The organism is Pseudomonas sp. EB271-G4-1 (assembly GCF_058791355.1).
In genome coordinates, this window is sequence record NZ_JBYTEO010000050.1 from 1 (window position 1) to 24,989 (window position 24,989).

At 58.6% G+C, this 24,989-nt stretch carries 27 protein-coding genes, 1 tRNA gene and 1 pseudogene; 20 read left to right on the forward strand and 9 right to left on the reverse strand.

The window, feature by feature from the left end:
- A pseudogene (locus AC3WWR_RS22290) lies at window positions 1-225 on the forward strand (type VI secretion IcmF C-terminal domain-containing protein); the annotation flags it as partial.
- Between the two features lie 146 nt (window positions 226-371).
- On the opposite strand, the gene AC3WWR_RS22295 reads toward AC3WWR_RS22290, so the two are convergent.
- Both AC3WWR_RS22295 and ygfZ read right to left on the reverse strand, forming a co-directional pair.
- Window positions 372-1,193, reverse strand: coding sequence for an HDOD domain-containing protein (locus AC3WWR_RS22295; protein ID WP_083348387.1), 822 nt, complete (start codon window positions 1,191-1,193; stop codon window positions 372-374).
- A 35-nt stretch (window positions 1,194-1,228) separates the two neighbouring features.
- On the reverse strand, window positions 1,229-2,170 hold the full coding sequence (gene ygfZ / locus AC3WWR_RS22300; RefSeq protein WP_033044144.1) for a CAF17-like 4Fe-4S cluster assembly/insertion protein YgfZ: 942 nt from the start codon (window positions 2,168-2,170) through the stop codon (window positions 1,229-1,231).
- A gap of 149 nt (window positions 2,171-2,319) precedes the next feature.
- On the opposite strand from ygfZ, the gene AC3WWR_RS22305 reads away from it, so the two are divergent.
- Window positions 2,320-2,574 (forward strand): FAD assembly factor SdhE, encoded by a 255-nt coding sequence (locus tag AC3WWR_RS22305; RefSeq protein ID WP_020797795.1) that lies wholly within the window; start codon window positions 2,320-2,322, stop codon window positions 2,572-2,574.
- Window positions 2,558-3,010 carry a protein YgfX gene (locus tag AC3WWR_RS22310; protein ID WP_432669147.1) on the forward strand — a complete coding sequence of 151 codons (453 nt, stop codon included), beginning with the start codon at window positions 2,558-2,560 and terminating at the stop codon, window positions 3,008-3,010. The genes AC3WWR_RS22305 and AC3WWR_RS22310 overlap by 17 nt, the downstream gene beginning before the upstream one ends.
- On the opposite strand, the gene nadB is transcribed toward AC3WWR_RS22310, so the two are convergent.
- Window positions 2,979-4,595 carry an L-aspartate oxidase gene (nadB, locus tag AC3WWR_RS22315; RefSeq protein WP_492599059.1) on the reverse strand — a complete coding sequence of 539 codons (1,617 nt, stop codon included), beginning with the start codon at window positions 4,593-4,595 and terminating at the stop codon, window positions 2,979-2,981. The genes AC3WWR_RS22310 and nadB overlap by 32 nt on opposite strands.
- Before the next feature lie 556 nt (window positions 4,596-5,151).
- On the opposite strand from nadB, the gene rpoE reads away from it, so the two are divergent.
- From rpoE to AC3WWR_RS22335, 4 genes are all read left to right on the forward strand, one after another.
- The gene (gene rpoE, locus AC3WWR_RS22320; RefSeq protein ID WP_003172477.1) at window positions 5,152-5,733 is read left to right on the forward strand and encodes an RNA polymerase sigma factor RpoE/AlgU; all 582 of its coding nucleotides are present in this window, start codon (window positions 5,152-5,154) and stop codon (window positions 5,731-5,733) included.
- A 31-nt stretch (window positions 5,734-5,764) separates the two neighbouring features.
- Window positions 5,765-6,352 carry a sigma-E factor negative regulatory protein gene (locus tag AC3WWR_RS22325; RefSeq protein WP_033044142.1) on the forward strand — a complete coding sequence of 196 codons (588 nt, stop codon included), beginning with the start codon at window positions 5,765-5,767 and terminating at the stop codon, window positions 6,350-6,352.
- Window positions 6,353-6,360: 8 nt separating this feature from the next.
- Window positions 6,361-7,320: a MucB/RseB C-terminal domain-containing protein gene (locus AC3WWR_RS22330; protein ID WP_083348388.1), complete on the forward strand. Its 960-nt coding sequence runs from the start codon at window positions 6,361-6,363 to the stop codon at window positions 7,318-7,320.
- Between the two features lie 178 nt (window positions 7,321-7,498).
- Entirely contained in the window at window positions 7,499-8,926 is a 1,428-nt protein-coding gene (locus tag AC3WWR_RS22335) for a DegQ family serine endoprotease (protein ID WP_020797801.1), read from the forward strand.
- A 194-nt stretch (window positions 8,927-9,120) separates the two neighbouring features.
- On the opposite strand, the gene AC3WWR_RS22340 is transcribed toward AC3WWR_RS22335, so the two are convergent.
- Window positions 9,121-10,554 (reverse strand): M48 family metalloprotease, encoded by a 1,434-nt coding sequence (locus AC3WWR_RS22340; protein ID WP_492599060.1) that lies wholly within the window; start codon window positions 10,552-10,554, stop codon window positions 9,121-9,123.
- Window positions 10,555-10,652: 98 nt separating this feature from the next.
- Between AC3WWR_RS22340 and AC3WWR_RS22345 the strand changes: the two genes are divergently transcribed.
- Together AC3WWR_RS22345 and AC3WWR_RS22350 are read left to right on the forward strand one after the other, a co-directional pair.
- Window positions 10,653-10,892, forward strand: a complete 240-nt coding sequence (locus tag AC3WWR_RS22345) for a sulfurtransferase TusA family protein (protein WP_020797803.1) — start codon at window positions 10,653-10,655, stop codon at window positions 10,890-10,892.
- A 31-nt stretch (window positions 10,893-10,923) separates the two neighbouring features.
- Entirely contained in the window at window positions 10,924-11,994 is a 1,071-nt protein-coding gene (locus AC3WWR_RS22350; protein WP_020797804.1) for an AI-2E family transporter, read from the forward strand.
- Window positions 11,995-12,119: 125 nt separating this feature from the next.
- On the opposite strand, the gene AC3WWR_RS22355 is transcribed toward AC3WWR_RS22350, so the two are convergent.
- Together AC3WWR_RS22355 and AC3WWR_RS22360 are read right to left on the reverse strand one after the other, a co-directional pair.
- Window positions 12,120-12,593 (reverse strand): peroxiredoxin, encoded by a 474-nt coding sequence (locus AC3WWR_RS22355; protein ID WP_008055978.1) that lies wholly within the window; start codon window positions 12,591-12,593, stop codon window positions 12,120-12,122.
- A 9-nt stretch (window positions 12,594-12,602) separates the two neighbouring features.
- Complete coding sequence (locus tag AC3WWR_RS22360) at window positions 12,603-13,163, reverse strand: glycine cleavage system transcriptional repressor (protein WP_020797805.1); 561 nt, start codon at window positions 13,161-13,163, stop codon at window positions 12,603-12,605.
- Window positions 13,164-13,493: 330 nt separating this feature from the next.
- Between AC3WWR_RS22360 and dapA the strand changes: the two genes are divergently transcribed.
- The 5 genes from dapA (at window position 13,494) to AC3WWR_RS22385 (ending at window position 17,183) form a co-directional block, all read left to right on the forward strand.
- Window positions 13,494-14,372 (forward strand): 4-hydroxy-tetrahydrodipicolinate synthase, encoded by an 879-nt coding sequence (dapA, locus tag AC3WWR_RS22365; protein WP_020797806.1) that lies wholly within the window; start codon window positions 13,494-13,496, stop codon window positions 14,370-14,372.
- A 17-nt stretch (window positions 14,373-14,389) separates the two neighbouring features.
- A complete protein-coding gene (gene bamC, locus AC3WWR_RS22370; RefSeq protein WP_492599061.1) occupies window positions 14,390-15,505 on the forward strand; it encodes an NlpB/DapX family lipoprotein in 1,116 nt (371 codons plus the stop codon).
- 4 nt (window positions 15,506-15,509) lie between these two features.
- Window positions 15,510-16,268, forward strand: a complete 759-nt coding sequence (locus AC3WWR_RS22375) for an MBL fold metallo-hydrolase (RefSeq protein WP_020797808.1) — start codon at window positions 15,510-15,512, stop codon at window positions 16,266-16,268.
- A gap of 28 nt (window positions 16,269-16,296) precedes the next feature.
- On the forward strand, window positions 16,297-17,010 hold the full coding sequence (gene purC / locus AC3WWR_RS22380) for a phosphoribosylaminoimidazolesuccinocarboxamide synthase (RefSeq protein ID WP_020797809.1): 714 nt from the start codon (window positions 16,297-16,299) through the stop codon (window positions 17,008-17,010).
- 83 nt (window positions 17,011-17,093) lie between these two features.
- Window positions 17,094-17,183: transfer RNA gene (locus AC3WWR_RS22385), tRNA-Ser, on the forward strand.
- Window positions 17,184-17,319: 136 nt separating this feature from the next.
- On the opposite strand, the gene AC3WWR_RS22390 is transcribed toward AC3WWR_RS22385, so the two are convergent.
- Window positions 17,320-17,526, reverse strand: coding sequence for a hypothetical protein (locus AC3WWR_RS22390; RefSeq protein WP_033041861.1), 207 nt, complete (start codon window positions 17,524-17,526; stop codon window positions 17,320-17,322).
- A gap of 240 nt (window positions 17,527-17,766) precedes the next feature.
- Here AC3WWR_RS22390 and AC3WWR_RS22395 point away from each other — a divergent pair, with 240 nt between their 5' ends.
- From AC3WWR_RS22395 to AC3WWR_RS22405, 3 genes are all read left to right on the forward strand, one after another.
- Entirely contained in the window at window positions 17,767-18,693 is a 927-nt protein-coding gene (locus AC3WWR_RS22395; protein ID WP_033041862.1) for a LysR family transcriptional regulator, read from the forward strand.
- Between the two features lie 56 nt (window positions 18,694-18,749).
- Window positions 18,750-19,115, forward strand: a complete 366-nt coding sequence (locus AC3WWR_RS22400; protein ID WP_020797812.1) for a 5-carboxymethyl-2-hydroxymuconate Delta-isomerase — start codon at window positions 18,750-18,752, stop codon at window positions 19,113-19,115.
- A gap of 62 nt (window positions 19,116-19,177) precedes the next feature.
- Window positions 19,178-19,945, forward strand: coding sequence for a class I SAM-dependent methyltransferase (locus AC3WWR_RS22405; protein WP_033041866.1), 768 nt, complete (start codon window positions 19,178-19,180; stop codon window positions 19,943-19,945).
- A 45-nt stretch (window positions 19,946-19,990) separates the two neighbouring features.
- Here AC3WWR_RS22405 and AC3WWR_RS22410 read toward each other — a convergent pair whose 3' ends face one another.
- Together AC3WWR_RS22410 and AC3WWR_RS22415 are read right to left on the reverse strand one after the other, a co-directional pair.
- A complete protein-coding gene (locus AC3WWR_RS22410) occupies window positions 19,991-20,917 on the reverse strand; it encodes a LysR family transcriptional regulator (protein ID WP_020797814.1) in 927 nt (308 codons plus the stop codon).
- Between the two features lie 93 nt (window positions 20,918-21,010).
- Window positions 21,011-22,189 (reverse strand): cyanate transporter, encoded by a 1,179-nt coding sequence (locus AC3WWR_RS22415; RefSeq protein WP_492599062.1) that lies wholly within the window; start codon window positions 22,187-22,189, stop codon window positions 21,011-21,013.
- A 12-nt stretch (window positions 22,190-22,201) separates the two neighbouring features.
- Between AC3WWR_RS22415 and AC3WWR_RS22420 the strand changes: the two genes are divergently transcribed.
- The 3 genes from AC3WWR_RS22420 (at window position 22,202) to AC3WWR_RS22430 (ending at window position 24,895) form a co-directional block, all read left to right on the forward strand.
- Entirely contained in the window at window positions 22,202-22,429 is a 228-nt protein-coding gene (locus AC3WWR_RS22420; protein WP_131658017.1) for a hypothetical protein, read from the forward strand.
- Window positions 22,430-22,517: 88 nt separating this feature from the next.
- Window positions 22,518-24,167 (forward strand): phosphoethanolamine transferase, encoded by a 1,650-nt coding sequence (locus tag AC3WWR_RS22425; RefSeq protein ID WP_151140901.1) that lies wholly within the window; start codon window positions 22,518-22,520, stop codon window positions 24,165-24,167.
- Between the two features lie 65 nt (window positions 24,168-24,232).
- The gene (locus AC3WWR_RS22430) at window positions 24,233-24,895 is read left to right on the forward strand and encodes a class I SAM-dependent methyltransferase (RefSeq protein WP_020797818.1); all 663 of its coding nucleotides are present in this window, start codon (window positions 24,233-24,235) and stop codon (window positions 24,893-24,895) included.
- The last annotated feature ends 94 nt before the right edge of the window (window positions 24,896-24,989 follow it).

Below are 24,989 nucleotides of genomic sequence, written 5' to 3' on the forward strand. Positions count from 1 at the left end.
GCAGGCACCTGGGGCCTGATCCGCCTGCTGGAACAAGCCCAGGTCACGCCGCTGGACGACGGCGACAGCCGTTTTCGCGTGGTGCTCAAGGCGCCGGATGGGATTGGCCTGACCTGGTATTTACGCACCGAACTGGGGGCGGGGCCGTTGGCGTTGCTGAAGTTGCGTGGCTTTAAGTTGCCGACGCAGATTTTTTTGGGCAAGGGTGAAAAGGCCCAGCTGTGATTCTGCAGAGTAGGCGATAGTTTGTGGGGGCGGGGGCGTGTCAGGTTTCCAGCGTTATCGTTGACGACCATCGTCGGAACGCCGCCCGGAGCATGCTTGCTCCTACAAGGTTATTTGAGAACCCTGTAGGAGCGGGCGGTGTTCGATCAATAAAACATCAACCGCGTTTCTTCCAGATCGGCGCACATCGCCTTGTCGTCCGGATCGATCCCCAGCTTGACGAAGGCCGGTACGCTGAAGGGGTCGATTCGCGAGATCGGATGCTCGGTGTCTTTGAAGCAGTACAGGCTGGCCACCTGAACCAGGTCGACATAATCGATCTGCGCGGACTGTCGCTTGAAGTCCAGGTAAAGCTGCGGCACCTGCACCAGTGGTTCCGGAAACTCCCAAACGCGCAGCAGCTTGTCGCCGAGCAATGGGTGTATGCGGTCAATCACATGATTGAGGCTGACCGGATCGGACAACAGTTCATAGTGATCCTCGGCGTAGGTCAGGATCGGCAATATACCGATCTGGTGCACCAGCCCGCCAAGGGCCGCCTTATCGGGCTTGAGCTGGGTGTAGTGGCGGCACAGCGCGTAGCTGACGCCGGCGATTTCCAGGCTTTTGCGCCAGACATCGCGCATTTTCTGTTCCACTACCTCGGAGCGGGCATGGAAAATCTGTTCCATGACCAGGCCGATGGCCAGGTTGCTGCTGTAGTTGATGCCCAGGCGCGTAATCGCCGTGTGCAAATCGGTGACTTCCTGCGCCGCGCGCAGCAGTGGGCTATTGACCACCTTTATCAGCCGCGCCGACAGCGCGGCATCGCGGCCAATCACTTTGCTCAGGCTACTGATACTGATTTCCGGATCTTCGGCGGCCTTTCGAATCTGCAAAGCCACTTCCGGTAACGTTGGCAGAACCAGGTCATCGTTATCGATGGCCTCAACCAAATCCTGTTGGACCTTTTCCGCCAGCTCACTCATTACGCTTCTCTAGGTGTTGCAAAAAAGTACTGCGCTTAACGCTGGATTTCGCGATCGCGGTCCAGTTCGTACGGCAGGTCGAGCAAGTGCAGGGCCGGGCCGTCGAGGGCGCCCAGATGAATGTCGCCGCCTTCGGCTGCTTCCGCTTGCAACACGGCCAGCAGTTCGATGTGACCGGCAGCATTGGCGGCCAGCACCACTTCACCGATCGAGCTGCCGTGACTGGGGGCAAACAGTTGGGTGCCGGGCTCCGGTAGTTCGTCGGCAACCAGTTGCAGGCGATACAGGCGGCGCTTGAGTTTGCCCAGGTATTGCATGCGCGCGACGATTTCCTGGCCGGTATAGCAGCCTTTCTTGAAACTCACGCCGCCGACGGCTTGCAGATTGAGCATCTGCGGAATGAACAGCTCACGGGTGCTTGGCATCACTTGGCCTATCCCGGCCCGAACCTGGCCCAGAAGCCATTGATTGAGCTCCCCTTCGCTCAGTTGGGCGGACAGTTTGCCCTTGATGTCATCGGCTTGATCGGCCGCCACCCACAGCTCGGCGCGTTCGGGCGAGACGCGAATGGCGATCAAGCGGTCATTACGCACGACGCTGTCGGTGTCTTCTGGCAGTTCAAGGCCGAGGCTTTTCAAGGCCTCATCGCCTTGCTCGACGCCGAAGCGAACCCAGGCCGCGCTTTCATCGGTCAACTTGGACTTGGAAAACACCGCGTATTTCTTGAGGTCCGCCAATTGCGGTTCGAGTAATCCGCTGGCCATCGCCAGGAGTACGCCGTCACCTTCAAGCAGGATGCGGAAGCTTGACTGCATCCGGCCCTTTTGCGTGCAACGCGCGCCAAGGCTGGCCCGGGTGTCGCTCAGGTAATTGAGGTTGCAGGTCAGTTGGCCTTGCAGGAACTTGCCGGCGTCCGCGCCGCGGACCGCCAGGACACCTTCATGAGACAGCGTGCAGAAAAAAGCAGAATCGGCCATGGGTCATCGCAGGGTAAAGAGTCTGGCGGACATGATAAGGGGCTGCCCTTGAAATGGGTAGTTCACAAAGGATCGTCCGTGCCCGACCAAAGCCGACTGTTCGATGAGGCGCGGCGCTGTATACTTGCGGCCTATTTGAGGAGCGCTCCATGGTCGAAGATGTTGAACTGAATCGCCTCTACTGGCACAGCCGCCGCGGCATGCTTGAGCTTGACGTGCTGCTGGTGCCATTTGTGAAAGAGGTTTATCCGCACCTCAACGATGTTGATCGCGCCTGCTACGTCAGGCTGCTCGAATGCGAAGATCAGGACATGTTTGGCTGGTTCATGGAACGCGCCGAATCGGAAGATCCGGAGCTTCAGCGCATGGTTCGCATGATCCTGGACCGTGTCCAGCCCAAGTAACGGGTTCGAATGCCGCTGGCATGCCTCGCGGCAGTTGCTGGCGGCGTATCTTGTGGCCCAGCTGTTCGCGTTGGGTTCGCTGTTTCTTCTCGCCATGCCACTCTGGGCCACTCTGCCCGGCGTTTTTTGCTGCCTGCTGCATGGTTTTTGGGTATTGCCTCGTCAGATCCTGTTGACGCACCCGCAAGCATTTTGCGGTTTGCGACGCGATGGCGATGGCTGGCAGTTATGGAATCAGGCGCGGGGATGGCAGTCGGTGCAATTGCGCCCGGACAGCCTGGCATTGCCATTGGCGGTGGTGCTGCGTTTTCGCCTGCGGGGTGAGCGGCGCACCAGGACTGTTTGCGTGCCCCGGGATTCGCAGGCGGCGGATGTGCACCGACGCCTGCGGGTGCGGCTCAAGTTCACTCGGCGTAGGTGGACGGCACCAGGATAGTGTCCAGGGCAACCGGCAGCATCTTCGGATAATCGAGGGTGTAATGCAGGCCGCGACTCTCCTTGCGCTCCATCGCTGAGCGAATCATCAACTCGGCCACCTGGGCCAGGTTGCGCAACTCGATCAAGTCCCGGCTGACCTTGTAGTTGCTGTAGAACTCATCGATTTCGTCAAGCAGCAAGCGCACGCGGTGCTGGGCCCGTTGCAGGCGCTTGTTGGTGCGCACGATGCCGACGTAGTCCCACATGAATCGCCGCAACTCATCCCAGTTGTGCGCAATGATCACGTCTTCATCGGAATCGGTCACCTGGCTCGCGTCCCAGACAGGCAGGGCAACGGGGGCCGACACCTGCGGCAACTGTTCCAGGATGTCAGTCGCTGCCGAGCGAGCGTAGACGAAGCACTCCAGCAAGGAGTTGCTGGCCATGCGGTTGGCACCGTGCAGGCCGGTGAAGCTGGTTTCGCCAATCGCGTACAGCCCTGGCACATCGGTGCGGCCGTGTTGATCGACCATGACGCCACCACAGGTGTAGTGCGCCGCCGGAACCACCGGAATCGGCTGTTTGGTGATGTCGATGGAAAATTCGAGGCAGCGTTCGTACATCGTCGGGAAGTGCGACTTGATGAACGCTTCGGACTTGTGGCTGATGTCCAGGTACACGCAGTCGATACCCAGTCGCTTCATCTCATGGTCGATGGCCCGGGCGACGATGTCCCGCGGCGCCAGTTCGGCCCGGGGGTCGAAGCGCTGCATGAAGCGTTCGCCATTGGGCAGCTTCAGGTGTGCACCTTCTCCGCGCAAGGCTTCGGTGATCAGGAAACTCTTGGCTTGCGGGTGATACAGGCAGGTAGGGTGGAACTGGTTGAATTCCAGGTTCGCCACCCGGCAGCCCGAACGCCAGGCCATGGCGATGCCATCACCGCAGGCACCATCGGGGTTGCTGGTATAAAGGTAGACCTTGGCTGCGCCGCCGGTGGCAAGGATCACGAAGCGGGCGCCGTAGGTGTCGACTTCCCCCGTGCCGCGATTGAGCACGTAGGCTCCCAGGCAACGATCACCTTCCAGGCCCAGGCGCTTTTCGGTAATCAGGTCGACCGCGACTCGTTGCTCCAGCAACTCGATGTTGGGCCGTTGTTGGGCTTGGGTGAGCAGCGTTCGAAAAATCGCTGCGCCGGTGGCGTCGGCTGCATGGATGATGCGGCGATGGCTATGACCGCCTTCACGGGTCAGGTGGAACTCGAATCCACCGTCTTCAGTGCCGGACTGTTCGTCGCGGGTGAACGGTACGCCCTGGTCGATCAGCCATTGAATGGCCTCTCTGCTGTGCTCGACGGTGAAGCGCACGGCGTCTTCATGACACAACCCGCCGCCGGCGTTAAGGGTGTCATCGACGTGGGATTCGACGGTGTCGGTGTCATCCAGGACGGCGGCGACCCCTCCCTGGGCCCAGAACGTCGAGCCATTGGCGAGGTCGCCTTTGCTCAATACGGCGATGCGCAAATGACCCGGCAAGGTCAGCGCAAGGCTCAAGCCGGCAGCACCGCTGCCAATTACCAGGACATCGTGTTGAAACTGTTGGCTCATTTCAGGATTCCGCTCAAAGCGACCCGGGTCGGGGTAGGCGCCAGACATCTTGACAGGCATGCCCGGCAGCCGCACAGCCCACTAGTATATAGAGGGGGGGAGCGGCACAATAGCCGAGCCGATATGGCATTGTGAAACTACTGTGACGGTAAACTGGTGACGCTTCGTCGGATGTTTTTTCCACCGGTTCGGCTACAAGCGAACTGTATCGTGGATTTAACACTCTTTTTCGCTCCAGGGTTGCACAATGTCGGTTCTGCCAAGCTATAAATATTTGAACTTTTGCCAAAGGCCCAAGATCAATAGTCGGTTGCCTGAATCAAGGGACAGTGTCGGTTTCATCGCTGGATCGCGGTTGGGTCCTTGCCGGTCAAGCCGATGACAAGATTATTCGCGCAGCCGGGGAATCTCGCGCTGCGCTTTTCGTGCGTGCCGAATCAGAGCCCGCAGGAAACTTGCCTGGAGGGGGAGAACTTTTGCGAAAAGCCCGAGTCTATGTTTGCAAGCCCGGTCGTTTAGTAATGCAAGCCTCCTCCGAGCTTATCGAGGAGTGTTCATGCTAACCCAGGAAGAGGATCAGCAGCTGGTCGAACGCGTTCAACGCGGCGACAAGCGCGCATTCGATCTGCTAGTGCTGAAATACCAGCACAAAATTCTCGGGTTGATCGTGCGTTTCGTGCACGACACCCATGAAGCCCAGGATGTAGCGCAGGAAGCCTTTATCAAGGCCTATCGCGCACTTGGTAATTTTCGCGGAGACAGCGCGTTTTATACGTGGCTTTACCGCATCGCCATCAACACGGCGAAGAACTATCTGGTTTCACGCGGCCGTCGGCCGCCGGATAGCGATGTCAGTTCCGAGGATGCAGAGTTCTACGATGGCGATCATGGCCTGAAGGATCTCGAGTCGCCAGAACGGGCTTTGCTGCGGGATGAGATCGAAGGCACTGTCCATCGAACCATTCAGCAACTGCCAGAAGATTTGCGTACGGCGTTAACTTTACGCGAATTCGATGGTCTGAGTTACGAGGACATTGCGAGTGTCATGCAGTGTCCGGTGGGTACCGTGCGCTCCCGGATTTTCCGCGCCCGGGAGGCCATCGATAAAGCCCTGCAGCCGTTGTTGCAGGAAAACTAAAGACAGCGGCGACAGCCAAGAGAGGAACGCCATGAGTCGTGAAGCCCTGCAGGAATCGCTGTCCGCAGTGATGGATAACGAAGCGGACGAATTGGAATTGCGTCGGGTATTGAATGCCTGCGACGATGTTGAAACCCGTGAAACCTGGGCTCGTTATCAGATCGCTCGGGCGGTGATGCACAAGGATCTCCTGCTGCCACGCCTGGATATTGCCGCGGCTGTTTCTGCTGCATTGGCTGATGAAGCCGTACCGGCAAAAGCCACTCGTGGTCCATGGCGCAGCCTGGGTCGCCTGGCCGTTGCCGCTTCGGTGACACTGGCGGTACTGGCAGGTGTTCGTCTGTACAATCAGGACGAGATCGCTGGCGTTGAACTGGCGCAGCAATCCACTCAACCTGGCCTGGCTGTTCCACAAGTCAAGGGCCCGGCTGTTCTGGCAGGCTACAATGAGAATTCGGAAGCCACTGGCCCCATGGCCAATGGCGTATTGCAAGGTCAACCAGGCTTGAACGATCAGCGTCTGCCAGGCTACTTGCGCCAACATGCTCAACAGGCTGCACTGAAAGGTACTGAGAGCGCTCTGCCTTACGCTCGTGCAGCAAGCCTGGAAAACCGATAAGGAGGATCATGCGCGCCATACCTCTACTTACGCTATTGCTCAGTGGCTGGTTCGTTGTTCCAGCCCACGCCGATCAGGCTCAAGACTGGTTGACCCGTCTGGGCCAAGCCGAGCAGCAGCAAAGCTTTCAAGGTACTTTCGTCTACGAGCGTAACGGTAGTTTCTCTACCCACAATATCTGGCACCGTGTCCAGGATGGCCAGGTCCGCGAGCGTTTGGTCCAGCTCGACGGGTCCGCCCAGGAAGTCGTGCGCGTTGATGGAAAGACTCAATGCGTCAGCGGCAACCTGATGGCAGGGCTGGGAGATACTTCCAGCTCCGCTGCTCGTGCACTCGATCCACAGAAGCTCAAGAATTGGTATGACCTTGCTGTCATCGGCAAGTCGCGCGTGGCCGGTCGCCCGGCAGTGATTGTTTCGCTGACGCCGCGTGACCAGCACCGCTACGGTTTTGAACTGCATCTTGATCAACAAACCGGCCTGCCTCTCAAGTCATTGTTGCTCGATGACAAGGGACGGCTGCTGGAGCGCTTCCAGTTTACTCGACTCGATCCCGTCGCGGTCCCGACCGACAGTGACCTGCAGCCAGGCGCGGATTGCAAGGCGGTGAAGCTCGTTAGCGACAAGGCTTCGGCGGTCAAGGATGCACGGGTCTGGCATTCGGACTGGTTGCCGCCTGGTTTTGAGCTGACCAGCAGTACGGTCCGCAAGGATCCCGAGACCAAGGCTCAGGTCAGCAGCTTGATGTATGACGATGGTCTGGCGCGGTTTTCAGTGTTCCTTGAGCCTTTGAGTGGGTCCGGGGCTGCCGATACACGCACTCAACTGGGGCCAACCGTTGCCGTTTCCCGGCGTTTGAGTACGCCTCAAGGCGAGATGGTTGTGACAGTGGTGGGCGAGATCCCCATAGGCACTGCAGAACGGATTGCGTTATCCATGCGCACCGACGCTACTGCAACCCAGCAGTGACGTGAAATCGAAATGTTTCGTGAGCATTTCAATTTGCAAATCCCTCCAATATTTTTTATAGGTCAGAGCCCCTCGGCTCTGGCCTTGTTTGTTGTTCCCGGAACAAAAATACCGGCGTATCTTTCTCGGTGTTCCTTGCTCCATATCGCTTAACCATGCTCGTCGTAACGGGAGCCGTATGTCGATACCACGCTTGAAGTCTTACCTCTCCATTTTTGCCACCGTGCTGGTGCTCGGTCAGGCGGTCGCCGTTCAAGCGGTCGAATTGCCTGACTTCACGCAACTGGTCGAACAGGCTTCGCCTGCGGTGGTGAATATCAGTACCACGCAAAAGCTGCCTGACCGCAAAGTGAACCAGCAGATGCCTGACCTCGAAGGCTTGCCGCCGATGCTGCGCGAGTTTTTCGAGCGTGGCATGCCGCCGCAGCCTCGGTACCCCCGTGGCGATCGTCAGCGCGAAGCGCAATCGTTGGGTTCAGGTTTCATCATTTCGCCTGACGGCTACATCTTGACCAATAACCATGTGATCGCCGATGCCGACGAAATCCTCGTGCGTCTGTCCGACCGCAGTGAAATGAAGGCCAAGCTCATCGGCACCGATCCTCGATCCGATGTGGCGTTGCTAAAAGTCGAAGGCAAGGATCTTCCGGTCCTGAAGCTGGGCAAATCCCAGGATCTGAAAGCCGGGCAATGGGTTGTAGCCATCGGCTCGCCATTCGGTTTCGACCACACCGTGACCCAGGGCATCGTCAGTGCCGTCGGCCGCAGTCTGCCGAATGAAAACTATGTGCCGTTCATCCAGACCGACGTGGCGATCAACCCGGGTAACTCGGGTGGGCCGTTGTTCAACCTCAACGGTGAGGTGGTCGGCATCAACTCTCAGATCTATACCCGTTCCGGCGGCTTCATGGGCGTATCGTTCGCGATCCCTATCGACGTGGCGATGGACGTTTCCAACCAGCTCAAAAGCGGTGGCAAGGTCAGTCGTGGATGGTTGGGTGTGGTGATCCAGGAAGTGAGCAAGGACCTGGCCGAATCGTTTGGCCTGGACAAGCCGGCCGGTGCGCTCGTTGCGCAGATCCAGGATGACGGCCCGGCTGCCAAGGGTGGACTGCAAGTCGGCGATGTGATCCTGAGCATGAATGGCCAGCCGATCATCATGTCCGCCGATCTGCCACACCTGGTGGGCGCCTTGAAGGCGGGCTCCAAGGCTAATCTGGAAGTGATCCGCGAAGGCAAGCGCAAGAATGTCGAGCTGACGGTTGGCGCTATCCCGGAAGAAGGTAAGGAGCTGGACGACCTGCCGCTGTCGAGCATCGAGCGCAGCAGCAACCGCCTGGGCGTCTCCGTGGCGGAGCTGACGGACGAACAGAAGAAAACCTACGACCTCAAGGGCGGTGTGGTGATCAAGGAAGTCCAGGACGGCCCGGCATCGATGATCGGCCTGCAGCCAGGCGATATCATCACTCACCTGAACAATCAGGCGATCGGTTCGGCCAAGGAGTTCACGGACATCGCCAAGGCGTTGCCGAAGAACCGCTCGGTGTCAATGCGCGTGCTGCGCCAGAACCGTGCGAGCTTCATCACCTTCAAGCTGGCTGAATAAACAGCTGGTTCGCTAAATGAAAAACCGCCTCGAAAGAGGCGGTTTTTTTTGGGGGGGGCTTTCACCTGTCTCACGCCATTCCCTGTAGGAGCTGCCGCAGGCTGCGATCTCTTGATCTTGCTTTATTAAAATCAAAAGATCGCAGCCTGCGGCAGCTCCTACAGGTTGTGTGTTATCCGGGTTTTGTTGAAGCGTCAGCCCATCATGTCCTTGATCATGCGTTCCTGCTCCATCAGCTCTCGCTGGCGGGCATCGATTCGCGAGGCCAGCGGGAAATTGTTGCCGGCCTTGCGCTTGGCAAAATCGAGTTGCTGGATGGCCTGGCGATAGTCGCCCACCAGCGCGAAATACTCGGCACGCGCCTGGTGCAGGCCGATGATGTTGCCTGACAGTCCTCGGGTTTCGGCAACCTGATACCACACGTCCGGATCGTCCGGGCGCGACTTGAGCAGGCCTTCGAGTGCTTTCTCGGCATCGGCGGCGCGGTTCTGTTTCAGCAGCAGGTCAACGCGTACCTGGTTCAGTGGATAATTGCCGGGGTATTGCGTCAGCATCCGGTCAACCCTGGACTGTGCATCCGGCAGGCGATTGTTGGTGATGTCCAAATCGACCTGGGCGAGGTTGTAGATAATCTCGTTCGGCGCCTTGGCCAGCAGCGGCTTGAGGTTTTCCCGTGCTTCGTTCAGTTGACCGCCTTTGATCTGCGCAATCGCAAGACCGTAGCGCGCCGCATCGTTTTTCGGATTTTCCTCCAGCAGGGCGCGGAAACGCTTGGCGCCCAGGCCTGGGGTTTCTTCGTAGATCAACTGAACCCGCGTACGAATCAACTGATAACGCAGGGTGTCTTCGATGCCGCCCTGCGGGGCCTGCTCGGCACGGTTACGGGTGTCGGCGATTCGCGATTCGGTCACCGGGTGAGTCAGCAAAAATTCCGGTGGCTTGGCGTCGAAGCGGTACTGACGCCCCAGGCGTTCGAACATGGTTGGCATGGAACGGGGGTCGTAGCCGGCCTTTTCCAGGTTGAGGATGCCGATGCGGTCGGCTTCCTGTTCGTTTTGGCGAGAGAATCGCCGCTGTTCCTGGATGGCCGCCGCCTGCGTGCCTGCAATCGCCGCAATACCGGCATCGCCGGCGCCGGCCGCGGCAATCACGATGCCGGCCAGCAACGCGGCCATCATCGGTACCTGCATGCGCTGCTGGGCCTCGACACCGCGGGCAAAGTGGCGCTGCGACAAGTGAGCCAATTCGTGAGCCAGTACCGAGGCATATTCGCCTTCGGTCTGCGCATTGAGGAACAGGCCGCCGTTGACCCCGACGATCCCGCCTGGGGCCGCGAACGCGTTGAGCTGTGGGCTGTTGATCAGGATGAACTCCAGGCGCCGGTCATTGACCTGGCTGGTCTCCACCAGGCGGTAGACGCTGGATTCAACGTAATCCTTGAGCTGCGGGTCGTTGAGCTGTGCTACCTGGCTGCGCAACAGGGCAAGCCAGGCGCGGCCCAACTGATACTCCTGTTGCGGCGAGACGATGGCAGAACTGGCGTCACCGAGTGACGGCAGGTCGTCGGCGAAGCTCGGTGAGGCGAGCAGGCAAGCGAGCGTCAGCAGGGTGGGGCGCAAAAAAGTCATGCACAAGGCCTTAGTCGACAAAGAGCTTACTGTAGCCGGACACCAGCCTTGCGACCAGATATTCTAGGCAGCTCAACCACCTGAACCGGAGTGATGCAATGATCGACGCTGTAGCCCATGACGTTGAACTCGACGCCAGTGGCCTCAATTGCCCGCTGCCGTTGCTCAAGGCCAAGATGGAGCTCAACCGGATGGCCAGTGGCGCGGTGCTCAAGGTCATTGCCACCGATGCAGGCTCGCAGCGTGATTTCCGCACCTTTGCCCGATTGGCAGGTCATACGCTGCTTCGTGAAGAAGATGAAGCGGGCATTTACCGTTACTGGTTGAAAAAAGCCTGAAACCTGCTGCGTTCGATCTTAAGGATTATTGATGTTCAAAGTGTTGCGCGACTGGATTCAGCGCTATTTCTCAGACGAAGAAGCCGTGGTTCTGGCAGTCCTGTTGTTCCTGGCATTTACCGCCGTGCTGACCCTGGGCGGCATGCTGGCGCCAGTGCTGGCGGGGATGGTGCTGGCTTACCTGATGCAGGGCCTGGTGGTGAGCCTGGAACGAGTGCGCGTGCCGGGCGGGGTCGCGGTGGGGCTGGTCTTCGCCCTGTTCATGGGATTGCTGCTGGTGTTCCTCGTGGTCGTGGTGCCGTTGCTCTGGCATCAACTGATCACGTTGTTCAACGAATTGCCCGGCATGCTCGCCAAGTGGCAAACCCTGTTGCTGCTACTACCTGAGCGCTATCCGCATCTGGTGTCCGATGAGCAGGTGCTACGGGCCATTGAAGCGGCGCGGGGCGAGATCGGCAAGTTTGGCCAATGGGCGCTGACGTTTTCGCTGTCGAGCCTGCCGTTGCTGGTCAACATCATGATCTACCTGGTGCTGGTGCCGATCCTGGTGTTCTTCTTTCTCAAGGACCGGCAAATGATCGGCCAGTGGGTGCGCGGCTACCTGCCCCGTGAGCGCGCGCTGATCACCCGCGTCGGCCGCGAGATGAACCGGCAGATCGCCAACTACATTCGTGGCAAGGTCATCGAGATTTTCATTTGCGGCGGGGTGACCTACATCGCCTTTGTCGTCCTCGAACTCAACTACGCGGCCCTGCTGGCCTTGTTAGTGGGCATCTCGGTGGTCGTGCCCTACGTCGGGGCGGTGGTGGTGACCGTGCCGGTGTTCCTGATTGCGCTGTTCCAGTGGGGCTGGAGCGATCAGTTCATCTATTTGATGGCGGTCTACGGGATTATCCAGACGCTGGACGGCAACGTGCTGGTGCCACTGTTGTTCTCGGAAGCGGTAAACCTGCATCCAGTGGCGATCATCTGCGCGGTGTTGTTGTTTGGCGGGCTGTGGGGGTTCTGGGGCGTGTTCTTCGCGATTCCCCTGGCGACGCTGTTCAAGGCCGTATTGGATGCGTGGCCGCGCAAGGAGCCGATCGTGGCGCCGCTACTTTAACGATCATCCCCGATCATTTCGTGGGGCTGATGGCCTCTTCCCGAGCAGGCTCGGTCCCACAGTTGATCCGCTTAACTGTGGGAGCGAGCCTGCTCGCGAAAGCGTCAAGACAGGCATCGAAGAAATCAGGCCTTGTTCAATGCCTGCGCCGCCGCGAGAACCGCATCCACATGCCCCGGTACCTTCACGCCACGCCATTCCTGGCGCAACACACCATCTTTGTCGATCAGGAACGTGCTGCGATCCACGCCCATGTATTCCTTGCCATAAAGCTTTTTCAGCTTGATCACATCAAACAGCTGGCACAGCGCTTCTTCCTTGTCGCTGATCAGTTCGAAAGTGAATGCCTGCTTGGCCTTGAAGTTCTCGTGGGACTTGAGGCTATCGCGGGACACGCCGAACACCTCGGTGTTGGCGGCCTTGAAGGCGTCCAGTTGGTCGCGAAAGCCCTGGCCTTGGGTGGTGCAGCCCGGCGTGCTGTCCTTGGGGTAGAAGTAGATCACTACCTGCTTGCCCTTTAGATCTGCGAGACGCACGGTTTGCCCGCTGGTGGCGGGTGCTTCGAAATCGGCAACCGGTTGGTCGAGTGCAACGGCCATGATGTTTCCTTACATTGGGTTCTGTGGGCGCCACGGTTCGATCAGGGCATCGAGGTTCAGCGCGTCGGCAAAGTCCAGGAACTGGTCGCGCAACCAGCTGATTTGCACGCCGGCCGGCAAGGTCACGGTAAACGTGGCATTGAGCATGGTGCCGCCGGTCTGGGGTGCCTGGTAGGTGTCACAGGTCAGGTTTTCCAGTTCGACGTTGTGGTCCATGAAGAACTGGCACAGCTCGTTGATGATGTCCGAGCGGTAGGCAGAGCTGACATACGCCACGTAGGGCAGGGCCTGGGGACGGTTCTCCAGGGCAGCGCTGCGCACCACGTTGACGGTAAAGGCGTGCCGTTTTGCCAAGGTCGGCAGGCTGCCCTCCAGGCGAGCCAGGGCGTCCCAGGTGCCGGAGATTTCGAGGACCAGCGCACTGCACTCGCCATGACGCGTCAGGCGGGAGGTGACCACGGCGCAGCGATTTTCATGGCTGGCGCGGCACAGGACGTTAGTCAGCTCCATGGGGTTGGCGCCGAGGGCACTGATGACAAGGAATTGTTCGCGAACTGTGGGGGTGGACATGCAGCATTCCTAAAGCGATGAGCGGTCGGTACTTCTATCGGCTGGTTTTGCCGGGAGCGAGCCTGCGCATGCGAATCATCAAAGCCCCGGGCACAAGGTCACAACGTGGCTCCAGAGTGGCAGGAGCGGGGGTGGCAACGCTGGATCGGGGGCTTGAGATGTCGAAAATGGAGGCGCGAACCCGAAATACGAGCTTAGCAGTATCGATCAAAGTCTGAAGGGTAGCGAAAAGCAGCGCCAAGGGGAATGGCGGCAGCGCAGTACTTCGCTTGTGCAAGCATCTTGGCGCCAGTACCATTACGGCTCTCTTTTTCCGGCAGGAGCGGTTGCATGATTGCGGGCAGTATGGTGGCACTGGTCACACCCATGGATGCACAAGGTCGTCTCGACTGGGACAGCTTGAGCAAACTGGTGGACTTTCACCTGCAAAACGGCACCCACGCCATCGTGGCGGTCGGCACCACAGGTGAATCGGCCACCCTTGATGTGAGCGAACACATCGAAGTGATCCGTCGCGTAGTCAAGCAGGTCAACGGTCGCATTCCGGTCATCGCCGGCACCGGCGCCAACTCGACCCGCGAGGCGATCGAGTTGACCACCAATGCAAAGACCGCGGGCGCCGATGCCTGCCTGCTGGTCACGCCTTACTACAACAAGCCGACCCAGGAAGGCCTGTACCAGCACTTCAAGGCGATCGCCGAAGCCGTCGACATCCCGCAGATCCTCTATAACGTGCCAGGCCGCACCGCCTGCGACATGCTGGCCGAGACCGTGATTCGCCTGTCGAGCGTCAAGAACATCATCGGTATCAAGGAAGCCACCGGCGACCTGCAGCGCGCCAAGGCCATCATCGATGGCGTCGACAGCAACTTCCTGGTGCTCTCCGGTGACGATGCCACCGCGGTCGAGCTGATCCTGCTGGGCGGCAAGGGCAACATTTCGGTGACGGCCAACGTCGCCCCGCGTGACATGGCCGACATGTGCATCGCCGCGCTGAACGGCGAAGCCGAGAAGGCGCGCGCCATTCACCAAAAGCTGATGCCACTCAATAAAACCCTGTTTATCGAGTCCAATCCAATTCCCGTGAAATGGGCGCTGCATGAGATGGGCCTGATGCCGGACGGAATCCGTCTGCCGCTCACCTGGCTCAGCGCTGAATGTCACGAACCGCTGCGGCAGGCCATGCGCCAGTCCGGCGTCCTGGTTTAATTGAGGAAGTACAACGCATGAAGCGAATGGCCGGACTTTCCGCACTTGCCCTGATCATTTCCAGCACCAGTGGCTGTGGATGGGTCTGGGGCCCGGAAGGTTATTTCCGTGACCGTGGTAGCGATTACCTGGAAGCGCAACAGACTGCACCCATGCAATTGCCGCCGGATGTCACCACCGCCAAGCGTCTGGATCCGCTGCTGCCGATTCCGCGCAACGTCGCCGATGACACCGCCAAGGGCGAATACATCGTGCCTCGTCCGCAGCCGTTGTCGGCCGCGGCCGACGCCAGTGCCTACTCCCTGCAAAAGAGCGGCGATTCGCGCTCAATCCTGGCGCAGAACCCGCCGGCGGAAGCCTGGCCCGTGGCCGTACAGTTCTTCCAGGACAACGGTTTCCGCCTGGACGAACAGCGCCCGCAAACCGGTGAATTCACCACGACCTGGCAGCGTTCCGACGAACTGTCGGCTGCCATGGCCAAGCGCCTGAGCGCGGCCGGTGTCGGCACCGACAGCGAAACCCGCGTGCGGGTGCGCATCGAGCCGGGCGTACAGCGCAATACCAGTGAAATCTACGTGGTCAGCGCCGAGCGTCCTGCCGGCAGCACTGCCGATGTCGCCTTCACCAACCGTTCGATCAACACCGGCCTTGACGCGGCACTGGTCGACGACATGCTGGCAAGCATGAGCCGCATTTCCGAGAAGGGTGGTTCGGTCTCCATGCTGGCCTCTCGCGATTCCGACGCGCCAAGTCGCGTCAGCCTCAGCGAAGACGGCAGCGGCAACCCGGTGCTGAACGTCGGTACCGACCTGGATCGTGCCTGGTCGAGCGTCGGTCGTGCGCTGGAGCAGGGTGAGTGGCGCGTTGAAGACATCAACCGCAGCCTGGGCCTGTACTACATCAACCTCGCTGAAAAAGCCGAGAAGAAGGACGACAAGCCCGGGTTCTTCAGCGGCCTGTTCGGCAGTGCGCCGAGCAAGGAAGAAGTCGAGTCCCGTGCCGAGCGCTACCAGGTTCGCCTGAGCAAGGTGGGCGACAGCGTCCAGGTCACCGTCGAGAAAAACATCAATACCGTGGCGCCGGCTGACGTGGCGCGCAAAGTGTTGAGCGTCATTCAGGACAACCTGGGCTGATCACATGCGTTTTGCCGTTCTCGGCAGCGGTAGCCAAGGGAATGGCACGCTGATAGCCAGCGCTGATACGTATGTGCTGGTGGATTGTGGTTTCTCCCTGCGGGAAACCGAAAAACGCTTGCTGCGCCTGGGTGTAGATCCTGCGCAGCTAAGCGCGATACTCGTGACCCACGAACATGCCGACCACGTGCATGGCGTGGGTTTGCTGTCTCGGCGTTACAATCTGCCTGTCTACCTCAGTCGCGGGACCCTGCGCGGGATGCGCAAGCCGGTCGAGCCCGCGGGCTTGCTGGCCGGGGGCGAACAACTGCAGATCGGCGACTTGAGCATCGAGGTCATTGCCGTGGCCCACGATGCGCAGGAGCCGACACAATACGTTTTCAGTGACGGTGAGCGGCGCTTCGGCCTGCTGACCGACCTGGGCTCGTATTGCGACAAGGTGCTATACGGCTATCGCGACCTCGATGCATTGATGATCGAGGCCAACCATTGCCGGGACATGCTGGCTCGCGGTCATTATCCGTACTTTCTCAAGCAGCGGGTGGGCGGTGAGCTGGGACATTTGAACAACCATCAGGCGGCATTCCTGGTGTCCGAGTTGGGCTGGAAAGACCTGCAACACCTGGTCCTGGCCCATCTGAGCAGCAAGAACAACCTGCCGCGGCTGGCCCGGCAATGTTTTGTCGACACCCTCGGGTGCGACCCGGACTGGCTGCAACTGGCCGATCAAGATTCAGGGCTCGACTGGCGACACATCGCCTAGCCCACCTACTTAGCAAGCGGAGCCCATCATGGAAAAACGTGAAGAACTGTACCGCGGCAAAGCCAAATCGGTTTACAAGACCGACGACGCTAACCGCTTGATTCTGCTGTTTCGCAACGACACTTCGGCGTTCGACGGCAAGCGCATCGAACAGCTCGACCGCAAAGGCATGGTGAACAACAAGTTCAATGCCTTCATCATGCAGAAACTCGAAGCCGCCGGCGTGCCGACTCAATTCGACAAGCTGCTGGGCGACAACGAATGCCTGGTGAAGAAACTCGACATGATCCCGGTTGAGTGCGTCGTGCGTAACTACGCCGCCGGTAGCCTGGTCAAGCGCCTGGGTGTTGAAGAGGGCATGAAGCTCAACCCTTACACCTTCGAACTGTTCCTGAAGGACGACGCCAAGGGCGACCCGTTCATCAACGAATCCCACGTCGTGGCGTTCGGTTGGGGCACTGCCGAGCAACTGGCGCGCATGAAGGAGCTGTCGCTCAAGGTCAACGAAGTGCTGACCAAACTGTTTGACGACGCCGGCCTGCTGTTGGTCGACTTTAAACTGGAATTCGGCGTGTTCCACGACGGCTCCATCGTCCTGGGCGACGAATTCAGCCCGGACGGCTGCCGCCTGTGGGATAAGGCCACCATGAAGAAGATGGACAAGGACCGCTTCCGCCAGGGCCTCGGTGACGTCATCGAAGCCTACGAAGAAGTCGCCAACCGTCTGGGCGTACCGCTTTAATCGACGCAAGCATCTGATAGAACAGAAAAAATTACGAAAGAGGGTTTGCTTTCGGCAAAAGTGTTGTTATGATGCGCGCCGTTGGAGAGATGCCAGAGTGGCCGAATGGGACGGATTCGAAATCCGTTGTACCTTCACCGGTACCTAGGGTTCGAATCCCTATCTCTCCGCCATTACTTAGAAAAAGCCCCGTAGCTGAAAAGCTGCGGGGCTTTTTTGTTTTTGTTGTCTCGTCCTGAATTGGGTTCACAGCCTGCCTTCCTATCAGGAAGCTGCTCAGCAGAGCAGCTCCGTTCTAACCGGCCCGCCTTACGGTTGCGCGTAGCCCAGTTCCTTTTTGATCAGGTCATATACGTCCTTGTGTGTGGAATTGTGCAGGGATTTTTCTTTGCAGGCCGATGCCAGGAAATTTCTCACTTCGTCCTTGGCGTGAGGATAAAGACCGACGACGTAATCGGCTTCATGCGTTTCGGTGCAGTTGAAGTACCTGTCGTCTTTCGCTTTGTCTCTAGCCATTGAAATGCTCCTTTTGTGTTTGAAGGTTGTCGTCCGGACCGTTTTTGCCCGAAGCCTCCTGAGCTTAGGGGGATGTAGCTGTCCCGCCAGAGGCGCGATGAAATCAGGAAGGGGCTGTAGGACCCGGCGCGTGAGCCTGTTGGCATTAAACGCAAATCGCTTGAGGCATTCGTTCAGTCGCGTAGACACCGCTTGTTACACCTCCCTAAACTGTCGATTGTTTTTGAGCGGGGTCAATGGATGAATCGCAACGAGCTACGCAAGGCTGACATCAACCTGATGGTGGTGTTTGAAGCGCTGATGCTGGAACGCAACGTCACCAAGGTGGCTAAGAAGTTGTTCCTCGGTCAGCCGACCATCAGTTCGGCGCTCAACCGCTTGCGTACCATGTTCAACGATCCGTTGTTCATACGTGTCGGCCATCGCATGGAGCCCACGGCGCGGGCTGAGGAGATCTTTCGGCATTTGTCGCCGGCGCTGGATTCGTTGTCGGTGGCGTTGAGCCTGACCCATGATTTCGACCCGAGCAGCAGCACCATGACTTTTCGTATCGGGATGTCCGACGATGTCGAGTACGGCCTGTTGCCGCCGTTGCTGCGGGCATTGCGCCAGGAAGCGCCGAAGGTGGTGTTCGTGGTGCAGAATGTCGATTACTGGCGTATTCCCGACTTGCTGGCGTCTGGTGATATAACGGTCGGCGTCAGCCAGACCCGCGGTCTTCCAGCCAACGCCAAGCGCAAATTGTTGCGGCATATCCAGCCCAGCGTGTTACGAGCCGATGCCAGCGATACACCGCTGACGCTCGATGAATACTGTTCGCGCCCTCATGTGCTGGTGTCCCATATTGCCAACGTCAGTGGCTTCGCTGACGAGTGGTTATCTGCGATCGGTCGCTCGCGCCAGGTGGTGCTCTCGGTGCCGCAATACAGTTCATTGCCGGCCTTGCTCGCCGGTACCGATCTGCTGGCCAGCCTGCCGGATTACACGGCAGAGGCCATGGCGGCGTCCGGTCAGTTGTTCAAGGAGCCGTTTCCGTTCAAGACGCCGACCCTGGAGTTGTCCATGGTCTGGCTCAGCCACGTCGACAGCGACCCTGCCGAGCGCTGGTTGCGCTCACGACTTGAAGCCTTCATGGGCGAGCGCAATCTGTTGTCGCTGCCCCAGTGAACAAGGTGGCGCTGTGCTATATGTAAGAATTTGCCCCAACCCATAGGAGTGATGTCATGCCTCACCTGCACCTTGAATACACCGCCAACCTGCCTGAGCTGAACGCCGATGTTGCGTTGATGCGCCTGAACAATACGCTGGTGGGGTCCGGGCAGTTCGGTGCCGAATTCGACATCAAGAGTCGCGCGGTGAAGCTCGAGACGTTCAGGGTCGGCACGGCATTGGCCGAGCGGGCGTTCGTGCATGTGAAGCTTGCGATACTGAGCGGTCGCTCGGAGCAGATCAAGAAGCAGCTGTCTGAAAGTCTGCTGGCAGTGGTCAGGGATCTGTGTGAATGGCCGGCAGGGGTAGAGGTGCAACTGTGCGTGGAGATTCTCGATATCGATCGGGAATCATATTCGAAGACATCTGTTGGTCACTGAGCCGTATCGCGTCATTGGTCAGGTTGACCAGGTGTCTCTAAACCAAAAGCGGATCACGACTCATGGCCGGTATTCGGAAAGTTGCTCAGCTGGGCTACTCATCGCAAGCTGGAACCTATGCCAGGGGGCGCCCGAGCTATCCAGGTGAGCTGGTTAGCTGGCTTAGAGAGGCACTTGAGATTCATCCGGGATCGACGGTTGTTGATTTAGGCGCCGGCACCGGTAAATTCACCCAGTTGTTGGGATCAATGGACATCGATGTCGTAGCGGTCGAGCCCATAGAAGCGATGCGATCCGAGTTTGCCAGGAATCTACCGCACATCACGATCCTGGAAGGAACAGCCGAATCTATTCCGCTCAACTCCGGAGCAGCGCAAGCACTGGTATGCGCCCAAGCCTTCCACTGGTTTGCAGATGAAACGGCCCTTGCCGAGATACACCGAGTGCTTAAGCCAAACGGTCGGCTGGGCTTGATCTGGAACGTGCGTGATGAGTCGGTGGACTGGGTTGCAGCCATTACCGAGATCATTACGCCGTACGAAGGCGATACTCCACGCTTTCATACCGGTGACTGGAAGTTGCCATTCACGGGGCGTTACTTTTCTGAACCCGAACTTACCTGTTTCCCGTACACACATTCAGGTGGCGTCAACGAAGTCATCATGGACCGAATTCTGTCGGTGAGTTTTATCGCCGCTCTTCCACCTGCCGAAAAGGCGAAAGTATCCGCACAGTTGCAGAAGCTGATCCAGACTCACCCGTCCCTTTGCGGGCATGAAACTATTGAGTTTCCGTATCAAACCCAAGCTTATCTGTGTCGCCGTTTATAGAGAGAACGCTCCAGTAATTGAGCGTTGCTGGGTGCGCCGGTGCTTTTACGCTTGCGCACAGGCCGCGATCACTTGCTCACGTAACCAGGTGTTGGCGCTGTCCTGATCGGTGCCTTGGCGCCACTGCATGTCGAGGGTGAATCCGGGCAAGCCATCGGGCGCTTCACAGCGTTCGAAGGCGTTCTCATCGGCCAGCAATTGCTGGATGCGTCGGGGCAGGGTGAGGAGAAAGTCGGTGCCGCTGATCATCTTCAGGGCCGCGCCGTAGCTGTTGGCTCGCGCGACTATCTGGCGTTGCAGGGCTTGCTGGGCCAACCAGCCGTCAACCATGTTGCTGGTGGATGTCCAGGGTGTCGGAAACACATGCCGGCGCTCGATGAAGGTTTGCAGGCCCAGGCGTGGTTGCGACGGGGCCGCACGACGGTCGAAGACGCAGACGAAGTCATCTTGCAGCAACGTGTGCACATTGAAGTCAGCGTGCCTTCGATGGAAGTCCGGGCCGAAACCGATTGCCAGATCGAGGCTACCATCGCGCAGTGCCTGGGCCGGGATGTCGGTTTCGAGCCTGTGGACATTGACCGTCACTGCATGCTCGAAGCGCGCGAAGCGTTTCAACAGGTGGGGTAGAACCAGTTGCTCGAAGTATTCCGGTGCACAGAGATTGAAAACCGTCGGCTGCATGGACGGATCGAACGCTGACGCACTGGCATGGCACAGGTTGATGCTGTCGAGGATCTTCAGCACGTGGGGGTACATGCTGTCGGCCTTATAGGTGGGGCGCATCCCGGTGCGGGTATTGATGAACAATTCGTCTTCAAACCCGGCGCGCAGTTTTTTCAGGCAGTAACTCACGGTGGACTGGCTGACACACAGCGCTTCGGAAACGCCGGAGACGCTGTTTTGCTCATACACGGCGACGAATACCATCAAATCCTGCATGTCGAGCTTTCGTAGCACGTTACTGTTCAGCATCCTTTCCGGCTCATGCGCAAACTTGTGCGAACGATCCTAAAGCAATGAGGGCAGCAGGAGAATCTTTCGCAGGCATGCGAAGCGCGCTGCGAGTCAGTGCATGTGCCTGGCGTAGTGCCGTGGATCGAAGCGCAACGCCATCATGATCATCAGTGCCATGGCCCCGGTGAGTGACCACCAGGCCCATTCGAAAGTGCCGAACTGATCGCGGATCATCCCGGCAACCAGCGGCGAGAGGCCGGCGATCAGATAGCCGATGCCTTGCACGAACGCCGTGAGCCCACCCGCGCGCCGGGGATCGTCCAGATGATCCAGCGAGACAATCAGGCTCATCGGGAACAGTCCGCCTATTCCCAGCCCCAGCAGGCATGGCCACAGAAGGCCGAGATGTTCGGGGCTCAGGATCAACCCGCAAAAGCCAGCCATGATCAGCGCCAACAGCACCACCAGCACCAGGCGTCGATCACGGCTACGGTTGGCGATGGCCGGAGTCAGCAGGCCGGACAACACCTCCATGGCGGTCAGGAAGCCCAACAGCAACCCGGCGTTTTCTTCACTCCAGCCTTTTTCTACGTAATGCGGTGCCAGCCAAGCCAGTACGCAGGTGTAGGACGCGGTGCCCAGCCCGAAAAAAGCCGCGAGCAACCAGGCGCGTGGATGGCTGAAGAACGAGCGGTTGCTCGTGGAAGCCGGCATCGGCGCCCCCGCTCGATGGCTGCACCAGAACAGCAGTGCGATCACGGCCAGCACCGCCCAGATCGCCAGGCCGATGCGCCAACTGCCTGTACGGACCATCACCAGCGGGGCGAAGGCGGCCGCAATGGCGGCACCGCCCATGATCGACGTGACGTAGAGCCCCATGCACAGGGCCACGTTGTCGCTGAATCGGGATTTGATCAGCGTCGGCATCAGTGCCTGGATCAGGGCGATGCCGATGCCGGCGAGCACGGCGCTGAGGATCAGTTCCAACGCAGTATCGAGGAACAATCGCGCAGCCGTGGCCAGGCCGATGACCACCAGCGACAGTACGACCGTGCGGTGCTCACCGAGGCGTTGGCTGACTGCCAGTCCAAAGAACATCGCCAGCCCCATGGTCATGACCGGCAGCAGGGTCAGCAGCGACGCGAGACTGAAACTCAGCGGGATATCGCCGCGAATCGCCGACAGTAAAGGCCCGACGGCGGCCATGGAGGGGCGCAGGTTGAGGGCGACCAAAATGATGCTGAACATTATCCACAGGGCTGGGCGGGAGGTTTCGCGAATGTTTTCCATAATCGGACCTTGATGAATCAGGAGCCGATTAGGCGCGAGTGGTTGGCAGGCGGCAAATCAGAAAGTCTTGTGCAGTATCGGGAAATTAAATATGGCTGTCATCAGCATGACTTGCAGCCTTCAGATGCTCAGAACTTCGAGCTTGCTGAACAAGACCTGAACGATTCTCAAATAAGTAGAAAGTTTCATCCTGCATCAGGTTGGCAACCAATTGTTGGCTTCTTTTTCACGAAAAATTGATGGTCGGATGCCTAAAGTTAGTGTCGCCGCGATAAATGAAATTTTCACATTTATCGAAGGCACTTCTTTTCAGGAACAGTCGATCACCATGTTGAAGATTAAAGCCGTGCGCCCGGAGTGGGTGACACTGATTGCCAGCGCCTTTTTATTGACTGCCTTCAATTTTGTATTGTGGCAGCACCTTTTCGAAATCACCATCGCGGACGGTAAAGGCATCGTCATGCGTGTGGCGTTCGGTGCGATGATCCTTGCGGCTTTCAACATTATCCTGACCCTGCTGGCGTTCCGGCCGGTGCTCAAGCCCGTGCTGACCCTGCTGTTCATGATCAGTGCGGGCGTCGCATATTTCATGGGCCAATACGGCGTCTTGATCGACATCGGCATGTTGCGCAACTTCGCTCAAACCAATGCAACGGAAGTCCGCGACTTACTATCATTCAAATTGCTTGCGTATATCGTTTTTCTCGGTGTGTTGCCCTCCTGGTTGTTGTGGAAGACGCCGGTTAGTTATCGCCGCTGGCATCGCGAGTTATTGAGCAAGATACTCGTGACTTTTGCCTCGGCGGCGGTCATTGGTGGTGTCGCGCTGATTAACTATCAGGGGCTTTCTTCACTGTTTCGCAATCACCATGAGCTTCGCCTGATGGTGGTACCCAGCAACTACATTGGTGCCTTTTCCGGTTACTTGCGCGAGCAGGTCGCATCAGCGCGCCAGCCCTTCGTCAAGATCGGTGAAGACGCGCAACGCAATCCTGCCCTGCAAAACCATGATCGCAAGTCCCTGACGGTTCTGGTGGTCGGTGAGAGTGCCCGCGCCGAGAACTTCGGCATCCTCGGCTATAACCGCGACACCACGCCGAAACTGGATAAGGAAGCCGGGTTGATCGCGTTTACCGACGTGAAGTCTTGCGGTACTGAAACGGCGGTGTCGGTGCCTTGCATGTTCTCCAATATGGGGCGCAAGGGTTACAACGCGAGCAAGGCCAAGAACGAAGAAGGCCTGCTGGATGTACTCAAGCATGCGGGCCTCGATGTGATCTGGCGTGACAACCAGTCTGGCTGCAAAGGCACCTGCGATCGCGTCACCCTCGACGACGTCAGCAATTTGAAGGACCCGGTGCTGTGCGCCAACAGTGAATGCCGCGATGAAATCCTGCTGCAGGGTTTGCAACATTTCATCGATACCCTGAACAAAGACACAGTACTGGTATTGCACCAGATGGGCAGTCACGGTCCGGAGTATTACAAACGCTATCCGAAGGAATTCGAGCACTTTACCCCGGTCTGTCAAAGTAATGCACTGAACAACTGCAGTCGCGAAAGCATCATCAATGGTTATGACAATACGCTGGTGTACACCGACCATGTGCTGTCGACCCTGATCGATCTGTTGCGCAGCAACCAGGACAAAGTTGATACCGCGATGCTGTATCTGTCGGACCACGGCGAATCCCTGGGCGAATACAACTTGTTCCTCCATGGCACGCCTTACATGCTGGCACCGGAACAACAGAAACATGTGGCGATGCTGGCCTGGTTCTCCGACAGCTATCAGAAGTCGTTCTCGGTGGACACCCATTGCCTGCAAATGAGCCGTGAAAAGCCCTTGAGCCAGGACAACCTGTTCCATTCGATGCTGGGGCTGCTGGAGGTCAACAGCAAGGTTTATAACCAGGACCTGGATATGTTTTCCGGGTGCCGCAGGGCGGCGATCGATGGCGTACTGGCCAAAGATTGAGTGCTGCGTTCTCTATTTCATACGACGGCCTGCGGCCGGCACATCTACGCTCGAGACCCCTGCAAATGCCTGCTCAGTCACCTTCCGCCATCGAGCTCGAGTTCGCCCGGCATTATGACCAGGAGCACGCCCGCGTCTGCCTGCAGCCGCGAGCGCAAGGCCTGGGCGAGCGCCTGGCGTTCTGGCGTGACGAGCAAATGGTGCGCCGGGCGCTCAAGGTCGCCGGCGAACCGGGCCTGATTCTTGATGTGGCTTGCGGTGTCGGGCGCTTCTGGCCAGTGCTGGGTGAGCATGCGAACCGGGTGATTCTCGCGACGGATCAGTCCCAGGCTATTCTCGAGCATGCCCGTACCCACCATCCGCAGAGCCTGATGAAGCGAGTCCGGACTTTTCAAAGCTCCGCCTTCAACATTGGCTTGTCGGAAAATGCCGTTGACAGCATTTTTTGCATGCAGCTGTTTCAGCACATTGCCTGCCCCGAACTCCGTTTGGCGATGTTGGGCGAATTTTACCGGGTCAGCCGCGATACGGTGATTGTGGCGGCGCGTGTGGCTGGCCGTTTCAAGGGATGGCACACCGACGGGCAGGGGGCCGCAGCAGGGTCACTGGTCAGTAAGACCGAGCTTGAGACGCAATTCAAGCTGGCAGGTTTGCGCGTGCTCAGCCATCAGGATTTTCTGCCCGGCCTCGCAACGAGGCGGGTTTACGTGCTGGGTAAGGTCGGTTAGGCCAGGTTTGTCAGGCTATTCTTGCAGTCAGGCAGGCATTTTCGCTAAAGCTCTTGTTCAGTGGATGCGCGGAAATCGTCGGGGGCGATATATA

Coding starts and splice junctions, on each gene's coding strand:
- AC3WWR_RS22295 (WP_083348387.1), bottom strand. CDS start 1,193: ATGAGTGAGCTGGCGGAAAAGGTCCAACAGGATTTGGTTGAGGCCATC.
- ygfZ (WP_033044144.1), bottom strand. CDS start 2,170: ATGGCCGATTCTGCTTTTTTCTGCACGCTGTCTCATGAAGGTGTCCTG.
- AC3WWR_RS22305 (WP_020797795.1), top strand. CDS start 2,320: ATGGTCGAAGATGTTGAACTGAATCGCCTCTACTGGCACAGCCGCCGC.
- nadB (WP_492599059.1), bottom strand. CDS start 4,595: ATGAGCCAACAGTTTCAACACGATGTCCTGGTAATTGGCAGCGGTGCT.
- rpoE (WP_003172477.1), top strand. CDS start 5,152: ATGCTAACCCAGGAAGAGGATCAGCAGCTGGTCGAACGCGTTCAACGC.
- AC3WWR_RS22325 (WP_033044142.1), top strand. CDS start 5,765: ATGAGTCGTGAAGCCCTGCAGGAATCGCTGTCCGCAGTGATGGATAAC.
- AC3WWR_RS22330 (WP_083348388.1), top strand. CDS start 6,361: ATGCGCGCCATACCTCTACTTACGCTATTGCTCAGTGGCTGGTTCGTT.
- AC3WWR_RS22335 (WP_020797801.1), top strand. CDS start 7,499: ATGTCGATACCACGCTTGAAGTCTTACCTCTCCATTTTTGCCACCGTG.
- AC3WWR_RS22340 (WP_492599060.1), bottom strand. CDS start 10,554: ATGACTTTTTTGCGCCCCACCCTGCTGACGCTCGCTTGCCTGCTCGCC.
- AC3WWR_RS22345 (WP_020797803.1), top strand. CDS start 10,653: ATGATCGACGCTGTAGCCCATGACGTTGAACTCGACGCCAGTGGCCTC.
- AC3WWR_RS22350 (WP_020797804.1), top strand. CDS start 10,924: ATGTTCAAAGTGTTGCGCGACTGGATTCAGCGCTATTTCTCAGACGAA.
- AC3WWR_RS22355 (WP_008055978.1), bottom strand. CDS start 12,593: ATGGCCGTTGCACTCGACCAACCGGTTGCCGATTTCGAAGCACCCGCC.
- AC3WWR_RS22360 (WP_020797805.1), bottom strand. CDS start 13,163: ATGTCCACCCCCACAGTTCGCGAACAATTCCTTGTCATCAGTGCCCTC.
- dapA (WP_020797806.1), top strand. CDS start 13,494: ATGATTGCGGGCAGTATGGTGGCACTGGTCACACCCATGGATGCACAA.
- bamC (WP_492599061.1), top strand. CDS start 14,390: ATGAAGCGAATGGCCGGACTTTCCGCACTTGCCCTGATCATTTCCAGC.
- AC3WWR_RS22375 (WP_020797808.1), top strand. CDS start 15,510: ATGCGTTTTGCCGTTCTCGGCAGCGGTAGCCAAGGGAATGGCACGCTG.
- purC (WP_020797809.1), top strand. CDS start 16,297: ATGGAAAAACGTGAAGAACTGTACCGCGGCAAAGCCAAATCGGTTTAC.
- AC3WWR_RS22390 (WP_033041861.1), bottom strand. CDS start 17,526: ATGGCTAGAGACAAAGCGAAAGACGACAGGTACTTCAACTGCACCGAA.
- AC3WWR_RS22395 (WP_033041862.1), top strand. CDS start 17,767: ATGAATCGCAACGAGCTACGCAAGGCTGACATCAACCTGATGGTGGTG.
- AC3WWR_RS22400 (WP_020797812.1), top strand. CDS start 18,750: ATGCCTCACCTGCACCTTGAATACACCGCCAACCTGCCTGAGCTGAAC.
- AC3WWR_RS22405 (WP_033041866.1), top strand. CDS start 19,178: ATGGCCGGTATTCGGAAAGTTGCTCAGCTGGGCTACTCATCGCAAGCT.
- AC3WWR_RS22410 (WP_020797814.1), bottom strand. CDS start 20,917: ATGCTGAACAGTAACGTGCTACGAAAGCTCGACATGCAGGATTTGATG.
- AC3WWR_RS22415 (WP_492599062.1), bottom strand. CDS start 22,189: ATGGAAAACATTCGCGAAACCTCCCGCCCAGCCCTGTGGATAATGTTC.
- AC3WWR_RS22420 (WP_131658017.1), top strand. CDS start 22,202: ATGAATCAGGAGCCGATTAGGCGCGAGTGGTTGGCAGGCGGCAAATCA.
- AC3WWR_RS22425 (WP_151140901.1), top strand. CDS start 22,518: ATGTTGAAGATTAAAGCCGTGCGCCCGGAGTGGGTGACACTGATTGCC.
- AC3WWR_RS22430 (WP_020797818.1), top strand. CDS start 24,233: ATGCCTGCTCAGTCACCTTCCGCCATCGAGCTCGAGTTCGCCCGGCAT.